At 62.3% G+C, this 9,684-nt stretch carries 8 protein-coding genes; 4 read left to right on the top strand and 4 right to left on the bottom strand.

Going from position 1 to position 9,684, the window contains the following annotated elements:
• Nucleotides 1-905: 905 nt before the first annotated feature.
• Both JQ609_RS15815 and JQ609_RS15810 read left to right on the top strand, forming a co-directional pair.
• Nucleotides 906-2,156, top strand: coding sequence for a multidrug effflux MFS transporter (locus JQ609_RS15815; protein ID WP_312014862.1), 1,251 nt, complete (start codon nucleotides 906-908; stop codon nucleotides 2,154-2,156).
• 162 nt (nucleotides 2,157-2,318) lie between these two features.
• Nucleotides 2,319-2,471, top strand: coding sequence for a hypothetical protein (locus JQ609_RS15810; RefSeq protein WP_212210899.1), 153 nt, complete (start codon nucleotides 2,319-2,321; stop codon nucleotides 2,469-2,471).
• 253 nt (nucleotides 2,472-2,724) lie between these two features.
• On the opposite strand, the gene JQ609_RS15805 is transcribed toward JQ609_RS15810, so the two are convergent.
• On the bottom strand, nucleotides 2,725-3,066 hold the full coding sequence (locus tag JQ609_RS15805) for a hypothetical protein (protein ID WP_212274087.1): 342 nt from the start codon (nucleotides 3,064-3,066) through the stop codon (nucleotides 2,725-2,727).
• A 187-nt stretch (nucleotides 3,067-3,253) separates the two neighbouring features.
• Here JQ609_RS15805 and JQ609_RS15800 point away from each other — a divergent pair, with 187 nt between their 5' ends.
• A complete protein-coding gene (locus JQ609_RS15800; RefSeq protein ID WP_212274086.1) occupies nucleotides 3,254-5,248 on the top strand; it encodes an AI-2E family transporter in 1,995 nt (664 codons plus the stop codon).
• On the opposite strand, the gene JQ609_RS15795 is transcribed toward JQ609_RS15800, so the two are convergent.
• From JQ609_RS15795 to JQ609_RS15785, 3 genes are all read right to left on the bottom strand, one after another.
• Nucleotides 5,235-6,107 (bottom strand): alpha/beta fold hydrolase, encoded by an 873-nt coding sequence (locus JQ609_RS15795; protein WP_212210903.1) that lies wholly within the window; start codon nucleotides 6,105-6,107, stop codon nucleotides 5,235-5,237. The two genes, JQ609_RS15800 and JQ609_RS15795, sit on opposite strands and share 14 nt — an antisense overlap.
• Before the next feature lie 59 nt (nucleotides 6,108-6,166).
• Nucleotides 6,167-6,607, bottom strand: coding sequence for an SgcJ/EcaC family oxidoreductase (locus JQ609_RS15790; RefSeq protein ID WP_212210904.1), 441 nt, complete (start codon nucleotides 6,605-6,607; stop codon nucleotides 6,167-6,169).
• Between the two features lie 103 nt (nucleotides 6,608-6,710).
• Nucleotides 6,711-7,772, bottom strand: coding sequence for a ketopantoate reductase family protein (locus JQ609_RS15785; RefSeq protein ID WP_212274085.1), 1,062 nt, complete (start codon nucleotides 7,770-7,772; stop codon nucleotides 6,711-6,713).
• 194 nt (nucleotides 7,773-7,966) lie between these two features.
• Here JQ609_RS15785 and garD point away from each other — a divergent pair, with 194 nt between their 5' ends.
• Nucleotides 7,967-9,529, top strand: a complete 1,563-nt coding sequence (gene garD, locus JQ609_RS15780; RefSeq protein ID WP_212274084.1) for a galactarate dehydratase — start codon at nucleotides 7,967-7,969, stop codon at nucleotides 9,527-9,529.
• Nucleotides 9,530-9,684 lie beyond the last annotated feature (155 nt).

The following is a 9,684-nucleotide window of genomic DNA, read 5'->3' as shown; positions in this document are numbered from 1 at the left end:
CATATGGATGCAAGCGATCCGATCAGACCGTCAAAAAACTCTTGTGGCACGGGGGCCGTCCACATATGGGTCCCGGCTCAAGGCCGGGACGACGGCGGTGTTTTGTTGTTGCACCATTATCCAAAACGCACTCTCGCATTCTCGCGACGCATTGCGCCCGAGCTTTGCCAGAAACTTCCCGCCCTCCATTGAGAGGGCGCAGGGAAGACCGGGTGCGCGCTGCACCCGCGGTCCCGTGTGCGGTTTGCACTAAGTAGGCTGCACACGAGCATACAGGGCAGCGGAGAACACCCGGCCTTCCCTGCGCAATGGCTTTACGGCTTATGCCGCGCTCTCCCCGGAGACGAGTTCTTGATTGACTCCGTCGCTGTCGTTTCCGCTCGCGCTTCTCCGACAGCTTGACGCCGGCAACGGGCGCCAGGACCACACGGTTTTGCCGTACGCTTGAGTCCACGCCATCGTCAGGCGTGAACCAGCGTCCACCGCATCCCGCCGCGCGTTCGTGACGTGCGCACGCCCCTCTTGCCGGGCGAGACGGCGAGAAACATGCATCTGAATCGACCTTCTTGAAAAGCGAAATATTTTTTGTTTCGGGGCTTGACATGATTTCCGTAAATCGGAAGTGATTTGCCCGTCGGGCTAGTTTGTCGCAGGCGGCAGCAATCCGCCCTGTCGTCATTCCGGGGCTCGCGCAGCGAGGGAATCCATTAAGCGACAGCGCATGCGGCCTGATGGATTCCGGGCTCGCGCTTCGCGCGCCCCCGGAATGACGAGTCGGCCCGGTTCAGGGGAACGACGACCCCCTACCCCGCAACCTCATCTCTCCCGGACGGGCTGCCATCCCGGAATAGGAGTTGTGCAACGCAGCATTACCGGTAGAATCCCGGTCTGAAATGAGGTCGTAAGTGTCTGAAATCAATGCCAATGCCTGGGTTTCCTCAGGCCACCGCCCGATGGGCTTCCCCGAATTCGTCGTCATCATCGCCTCCATCATGGCGCTGAACCCGCTGGCGATGGACATGATGCTGCCGGCGCTGCCGAACATCCGCTCCGCATTCCACCTCGCCGACGCCAACCGTCCGCAGATGGTGCTGTCGATCTTCATCGTCGGGTTCGGCGTCGGCCAGTTCGTGATGGGACCGCTGTCCGATCGCTTCGGCCGCCGGCCGGTGCTGCTGGGCGGCATGACCGTCTATTTCATCGCCAGCCTGCTGGCGATCGCCGCCCCCTCGTTCGAGACCCTGCTGCTGGCGCGCGCGCTGCAAGGGCTCGGCACCTCCGCGACCCGCGTCATCGCCACCTCGATCGTGCGCGACTGCTATGCCGGCCGCCGCATGGCGAGCGTGATGTCGCTGGCGATGATGGTGTTCATCGCGGTGCCCGTGATCGCGCCCTCGTTCGGCCAGGCGGTGCTGCTGCTGACGCAATGGCGCGGCATCTTCATCGTGCTGATGGCCTATGGTGTGGTGACGCTGATCTGGAGCGCCTGGCGCATGCCGGAGACGCTGCCGCCTCAGCTGCGCCGCTCGCTCGCCGTCCGCGAAATATTCGACGCCTTCCGCCAGACCGTCACCAACCGCCAGACGCTGGGTTACGCGCTCGTCTCCGGCGGCGTGCTCGGTTCGCTGTTCGCTTTCGTGTTCACCTCGCAGCAGGTGTTCACCGATATCTACCAGCTCGGGCATTATTTCCCGATTGCCTTCGCAGGCATCGCGATCGGCACGGCGATCGCCGGCTTCGTCAACTCCCGCTTCGTCAACCGCCTCGGCATGCGCGTGATTTCACACGGCGCATTGCTCGGCTACGTCGCCATATCGGGTATCATGCTGGCGGCGGTGAAATGGCAGATGCTGCCCTTGCCGCTGTTCATGGTGCTGTCGGCGTCGATGATGTTCGCATTCGGGCTGATGATCGCCAACTTCACCGCGCTGGCGATGGAGCCCCAGGGCCACATCGCCGGTACCGCCTCGTCGCTGTACGGATCGATCACCACCCTGCTCGGCATCGGCATCGGCACCACGATCGGCCAGGATTATGACGGCACGCTGCTGCCGTTCGCGACCGGCTTCTTCCTGTGCACGCTGGCATCGCTCGGCGTCGTGCTGGTGGTGGAAAAGGGCCGGCTGTTCAGGCCGCATCAGGTGGCGGGGTATTAGGCGGCGTGGGTCCGTAGGGTGGGTGAGCCAACGGGTCGCTTATTGGCCGGAACCATCGTGACCCAGGCGGCTTGGTCTCCAGCAAGGGATAGCCAACACCGGTGTTCGACCAACCCGACCTCGATCCGGGGCTTTGGCAGATAGTCCCAGCGAAGGAACCGTATGGCCATCAAAAAACACGGCGTCATTATCGAAACGCCAACGGAAGCTCGCCAGGCCGAGCCTGGACCGTCGATACTGTTTTTGCTCATCATTAGCCTGGGTATTGCCGTTGTCACTCTGGCAATTGTCTATTTCGTGTTTTTCCGAACCTGACGCTTACGATTGCATCAGCATAATTCCGGAACGATACGGAGGAGCGGGCTTTACCTCCTCAGATCGAACTCAACCGATGAGATGGCCCAATGCAAACGCTACCCGTGGATCGCGCGCTGAGCATATACGGCGCCCTTGCGGACCGTTCCGAGACGAAGGGCGCCCGCGAGCGTCTTTCAAGGCATCTGATGAAATTATACCTTGACGGTGAAACGAACGAGCACCGCTTGACCGTGCATGGGCTGTCATACCTTCAACAGTTGGATCGTGAAAACGATTTCAGGAACTGAGGTTTTTCCGGTGTCATGCCTTTTGCGCCAGCCGCTGCTTTCGCAGTGAATTGCGCCGCATGATCTTTGCCTTCGCGGCGCGGACGGCATCGGCTCTGGTCGGTTTGGTTTTCGGCACTGATGCTCTCAAATGATCCGCTTCGTCCGAGCCGGGCATTGCAGGAAGCAACGGTGCCGGCCTCGTCGAACTGTGATCGACGGGCTGCATGTTCATTGGGCCGGCGCAGCGTGGCTTGCCTTTTTGCATGCAGGATAACCCGTTGTTGCCGGATTAGTTCGATGTCGCGGACCGCACCGGCTGGCAACCTGCTCGCCAAAATCCTTTGACGAAGGCTGGTTCGCAGTTCGCAAAATGGTTCCGTGGTCTGCGGTAAATACACCGCCCTAACCGGTGCAACCTATGCGCCGGTCGCGCCTTGGTTCACGACTGGATATTCAGACCATTTTTTGTGCCGGCGGGCTTCTACTGCCGCACCGTCTCAGAAAGCTTCAATGAGTTTGATCACCCGAAAAGTCAGCACCGGACGCACGATGGACGAGTTGCTGGCTTTGCTGAGTGCCGTCGCCTGCTCGATCCTCGCCGCATTGTTCATTGCGGCGCTGTATTTCGGCCGAGAAATATTCGTACCCATCGCGCTCGCTATTCTTCTCAGCTTTGTGCTCGGCCCGCCGGTCGGACTGCTGCAGCGCGCCCGCGTTCCCCGCAGCCTGGCGGTCGTGGGCATCGTCTTTCTGGCATTCTCGGTGATCTTCGGCCTTGGCACCCTGATCGCCAATCAATTGACCCAACTAGCCGGAGACTTGCCGGTTTATCAATCTACGATGCGTGAAAAGATCAAGTCGGTGCGCGGCGCCACGGCGAGTAGCGGCACCCTCGAACGTGCGGCGGATATGCTCCAGGAGTTGAGCCGGGAGCTCGACAGGCCAAAGGAGGACAAGTCGGCTCGGGGAGCAATCCCACGTCTCGGCGCGCCGAACGCTGCCGGAACGACCCTGCCTATTCCCGTTGAAGTGCGTCAGCCCGACCCGGGAGCTCTGGAGAATCTGCGAACCTTGATCGCACCATTGCTCAATCCGCTGGCGACCACCGGCATCATCATCATTTTCGTCATCTTCATCCTGATCCAGCGCGAGGATCTGCGAAACCGCCTGATTCGATTGGCGGGCTCGCATGATTTGCAACGCACGACAGCGGCGCTGGACGATGCGGCGAAGCGCCTTAGCCGGCTGTTTTTGGCTCAGTTGATGATCAACGCCACTTTCGGCGTGCTCATCGGGGCGGGACTATCGTTCATAGGTATTCCCAGCGCGATCCTCTGGGGCATTCTGGCGGCCGTGCTGCGGTTCGTCCCCTACATCGGCACAGCCATCTCCGCGGCTTTTCCGCTGGCGTTGGCGGCCGCCGTCGATCCCGGCTGGTCGATGCTGGCATGGACGATCGTGCTTTTTCTGGGCGTTGGACCGATCATCAGCCAGGTGGTGGAGCCTCTCGCCTACGGCCAGAGCACCGGCCTTTCTCCCGTCGCTATCGTCGCTTCAGCGACGTTCTGGACCGCATTGTGGGGACCCATCGGGCTCGTCCTTGCAACGCCTTTGACGGTTTGCCTCGTCGTCCTCGGACGTCATGTCGAGCGGCTTGAATTTCTCGACGTGATTTTTGGCGACCGGCCTGCATTGTCACCGCCGGAAATGTTCTACCAGCGAATGCTTGCCGGCGATCCGATCGAGGCGGCAGGAAAGGCCGAAGAATTCCTGAAGGAGAAATCGCTGTCTTCGTACTTCGACGAGGTCGCCCTACGAGGCCTGCAACTGGCGCAGGCAGATGCAAAGCGCGATGCCCTGGACCAGGCGCGCATGACCAAGATTCGCGACGCCGTTACCGAGTTTGCCAGTGACCTTTCCACCCAGGACGATTCGATCCCCGAGGGGACCTCGCCGACCATGGACGCCGAGGCGGCGGCCGCGGTCGAAACCGTCCCGGATGCAGCGATTTCCAGCAATTTGCCGGTCGTGCAAAAAGCCGATCTTCCGCTTCACTGGCAGGGAGAGGCGCCGGTGTTCTGCCTGGCCGGACGCACCCCGCTCGACGAAGCCGCAGCGGTGCTGTTTGCACAGCTTTCCAACGCGCACGGCCTCGGCGCACGGGTCGAGCCTGCGGACGCGCTTTCGTCAAGCAAGATCGTGCAGCTGGATTTCACCGGCGTCGCGATCGTCTGCCTGTCCTACCTCGACGCCGGCAGTCCCGCACACATGCGCTACTCGGTTCGGCGGCTGCGTCGCCAATTGCCAAAGGCCACGATCGTCATGCTCGGTTGCTGGGCCGAGAACCTCGACAAGGAAGCGTTGGAAGAACTGCGGGAGGCGGCCAAAGCCGACATCGCCGCGGCGACCTTGCGCGAAGCGATGATGATGTGCCGGATGGCTGCCGGTGTGGAGGAAATCGATGAACCGCCGGGCCGTGCTACGCCAGCCCTCAAGATTGCGTAAGAAACCGCTGGATCAACCCCAGAACCTCATCCGGTCTGTCGTGCTGCAGCCAGTGGCCGGCGCCGGCGATCTTGGCGAGTTCGGCGTGCCTGAAATGCGACATCACGCCGGCCTTCTCGGGATCGGGCAGAAAACTTTCGCTGGCCGCGACCAGCAGCGTCGGGCATGCGATGCGCGACCACAATCCGATATTGTCTTCGAGTGACAGCCGATAGGGCGCACGCGCCCGCAAATAGGGATCGTATTTCCAGCTGAAGCTGCCGTCGTCGTTGCGCTTCATGCCGTGGGTGGCCAGATGCAGCGCCTGCTCGCGCGTCAGCCGCGGGTTGCGGCCGACGATCCGATCGGCGCCGTCGGCCACGGTCGGATAGCGGTGGATCTTTCGCTGCGCCAGCTTGTCGAGATCGCCGGCCCAATCCGTGATCCTGACGTCGGCAGGCTTTGGGCGCCGCGCCGGAAAATTGGTCACGCCGTCGAGCACGACCAGCTTTGACACGCGCTCCGGAAACGCGCCGGCATAGGTCAGGCTGACCATGCCGCCCATCGAATGGCCGACGATGGCGACTTTGCCAAAACCTTCCGCTTTCACCAGGCCAGTGAGATCGTAGACGTGGTCGGCAAGGCTGTAGCTGGAGCCGAACGCCCAGCCGGAATCGCCATGGCCGCGCAGATCGGGCGCCACGACGTGAAAATCCGCAGCCAGCGCCCGCGCCAGATAATCCCAGCTGCGGGAGTGATCGAGGCCGCCATGCACCAGCAGCAATGGCGGCGCCGATGCGTTACCCCAATCCGTGAAATGAAGCTTGAGCCCCTGCGACTGAAAATAGCGCGACTGCGGCGCATCCGATGCAATGTCCATCGGAATTACTTAAAGGCTCGCGCAGCAGAGGTCCAGCGCCGCACCAATACGTGAGCCGCTTATTGCGGCATGGCCGACCGATGGAAATGCACGATCTGCCAATCGGCTCCGCGCTTTGCCACGACGAAAGTGACCCGTCCCGATGCGCTGATCGGGGTTCCGTCTTTGACACGAGTCGTCGTATCGAGACCGGTAACCAACACGGCGTTGTCAGAGAGCACCATCGATTCATAGCTGTTGAGGGTGGCCCCTCTCGGCCGGTTGTTGAGAAGCGCGGCTTCAAAATAGGTTCTGATACCCTCGGGCTTGGTCACGACTGCCTTGCTTCCGGTCCCCATGAACAACGCGTCGGGCGCGTAGAGCTTTACGATTGCGTCAACGTCCGACGCCGTGAATGCCTTGGCCCATCTATCGATGATCTGAAGCGCATCTGTCTTTGCATCCGCAGTCGCCGTTGCAATCGAAGCCATCAAAATAAACCCACAAAGAAAGAGACGCATGGCACACCTCCCGATATCTCAGGCGATATACGCAGGTTACGACAACTCAGGGAAAATCATAGCCCCTTGATGGGTGGTGGCGGTGATCGCAACCGCGTGGGCCTCAATTCAACCGCAGCTCGGTGATATGCCGCGGATCCGGCTTCAGCTCGCCCCGTTCGACGCGCATGACGATGTCAGTCAGCGCGGCATTGGCGCGGCAAGCGATGCCGATCTTCTCGCCCTCATCAACCACAAATCCGTTGATGAATTCGATCTCGGTGCGCCGGCCCTTCTGCATGTCCTGGCCCATCGAGGGACGTTGCCCTGATGCCGTGCGCTTGCCGTCCGCGAAGCGCTGCTCGTCGCAGGCGCGCATCGCCGCCTCGTCGCCCTCGCCGGCCCGCGCGATGGTCTCCGGCGCCAGATGCAGGATCTCTTCGAGCTGATAGCCATGCGCCTGGCCGACGCGAATGGCCTCGCTGCCGAGCCGGGTGGAGAAGCGGCGGATCGGCTCGCTCTCCAGCATCTGGCCGCCGGTCATGCCCGTGCAGGCGGAGAGCCCGTTGCCCATGACGTTGGCGACCAGCTTGGACCAGCGCTCGCCCCACAGATTGCTGGTGACCTTGGCGCTGTCGGTGTAACCGACCAGGCGGCAGATTTCCTCCGCCCGTGGCGTGATGCGGCCGTGCACTTCGCCGGCGCGAAACACCGTGTGCGCCGCCCCGTGCTTGCCGGCGCCGCGATGGATGTGGCCGGGCTCCGGCAGATTGACGGTGATGCTGCTGGCGATGCAGCCGAGCGTCTTGCCCCAGCCGACGATGCCGGCGATGGTTTCTTCATTCATGCAGTTCTGCAGCGACACCACATAGCCATCCGGCGCCAGATATTGCCGGATCAGCATGGTGGCCCAGGCGGTGTCGTAGGATTTCATGCAAACGAAGGCGACGTCGACCGGCGCCTCCTTCGCAAGCTGCTGCGCGTCCGTGACGTGCAGCGCGCGTACCGGAACCGAGAATTCCGGAACATCCATGGCGTGGGTGACGCGCAGGCCGTGCTTGCGCATATGCTCGACATGCTCGGGCCAGGGATCGATGAACGTCACGTCCTCGCCCACCCGCACCATGTGGGCGCCTGCATAGCCGCCGACGGCGCCGGCTCCGATGATCGCTATCTTCTTGCCCATGCTTGGCCCTTCGTTTTCGCTTTGGCGTTTCTTGGTACATTTTCTTGGCACCGAGGCTAGCGCACTGGCCCGCCCCGTCACAATGGCTGAATGCGTGCGGCAGCTGATCATCGCCATGCGTCAGGTGCGTGAGTTTCATATATTCGCCAAAGCGGCCTATACTTGTCCTGACTGGCGCGGGATGCGGCAGCAGCATGCTTAAGGAGACTTTTGTGACGGGAACTGCGACGGCGCAGGCCTTTGAACCGCGCTACATCCGGCTCGACCCCAACGACAATGTCGCGATCGTGGTCAACGATCTCGGGCTGCCGGCGAAGAGCCGCTTTGCCTGCGGTCTCGAGCTGCGCACCTTCGTGCCGCAGGGCCACAAGGTGGCGCTGTCGGACATTCCCGAGGGCGAACCGATCCGCCGCTACAACGAGGTGATCGGCACCGCGGCCCGGCCGATCCTGGCCGGCGAATGGGTCGACGAGGCGCGCATCGACATGCCGACGCCGCCCGAGCTCGACAAGCTCGAACTCGCGACCGCCGTCCCCACCCCGCAGGCGCCGCTTGAAGGCTACACGTTCGAAGGCTTTCGCAATCCCGATGGTTCGGTTGGCACCAAGAACGTGCTGGCGATCTCGACCAGCGTGCAATGCGTCGCCGGCACGCTGCAATTTGCGATCAAGCGCATCAAGGCCGAACTGCTGCCGAAATATCCCAATGTCGATGACGTCGTCGGGCTGACGCATAATTACGGCTGCGGCGTCGCGATCAATGCGCCGCTGGCGATCGTGCCGATACGGACGCTGCAGAACCTCGCCTTGAACCCGAATTTCGGCGGCGAAGTCATGGTCGTCGGCCTCGGCTGCGAAAAACTGGTGCCCGAGCGGCTGCTTCCGGAAGGGACAGACAGCAGCGTGGTGCGGATGCAGGACGAGGCGTTCGACGGGTTTGGCGCCATCGTCGACGCCGTCTTGGAAATGGCGGACGCGCGGCTTGCCGTGCTCAATGCGCGCCGCCGCGAAACCTGCCCCGCCTCCGACCTCGTGATCGGCCTGCAATGCGGCGGCTCCGATGCGTTTTCCGGCGTGACCGCCAATCCCGCACTCGGCTTCGCCGCCGATCTGCTGGTGCGCGCAGGCGCAGCCGTGATGTTTTCCGAAGTCACCGAAGTGCGCGACGCCATTCATCTGTTGACGCGGCGCGCCGCCAATGAGGATGTCGGCCGCGCACTGATCCGTGAAATGGACTGGTATGACGGCTATCTCGCCAAGGGCGACGCCGACCGCAGCGCCAACACCACGCCCGGCAACAAGAAGGGCGGGCTCGCCAACATCGTGGAGAAGTCACTGGGCTCGATCGTCAAATCAGGCACCAGCCCGATCGTCGACGTGCTGTCGCCGGGCGAGCGGGTGCGCACAAAAGGCATGATCTTTGCGGCCACGCCCGCCAGCGACTTCATCTGCGGCACGCTGCAGCTTGCGTCGGGAATGACATTGCAGGTGTTCACCACCGGCCGCGGCACGCCCTATGGGCTCGCCGCTGCCCCCGTCATCAAGGTATCGACGCGCACCGAACTGGCGCGGCGCTGGAAGGATTTGATCGACTTCGACGCCGGCCGCATCGCCACCGGCGAGGCGACGATCGAGGAAACCGGCTGGGATCTGTTCCGCCTGATCCTCGATGTCGCGAGCGGCCGCACCAAAGTGTGGTCCGACCGCTGGGGCATTCACAACGATCTCACGCTGTTCACGCCGGGACCGGTGACGTGAAGAGCGTCCACTTCGTCGCAAGTTGCCATTAGGCCTGCGTTAACCATTGCGCCGGGCGATTGCGCCTGGCTCGCGATTGGTCCGTTGCGCCCGGCGCTTCAAATCATGCGATTTATTTAAGCGAACATTACGGAATCTAGCATAGGCAAAGGGGC

The organism is Bradyrhizobium sp. AUGA SZCCT0169 (assembly GCF_018130085.1).
Lineage (GTDB): Bacteria > Pseudomonadota > Alphaproteobacteria > Rhizobiales > Xanthobacteraceae > Bradyrhizobium.
Note: the sequence above shows the minus strand (reverse complement) of the source record. Positions and strands in the feature narration are given on the sequence as shown.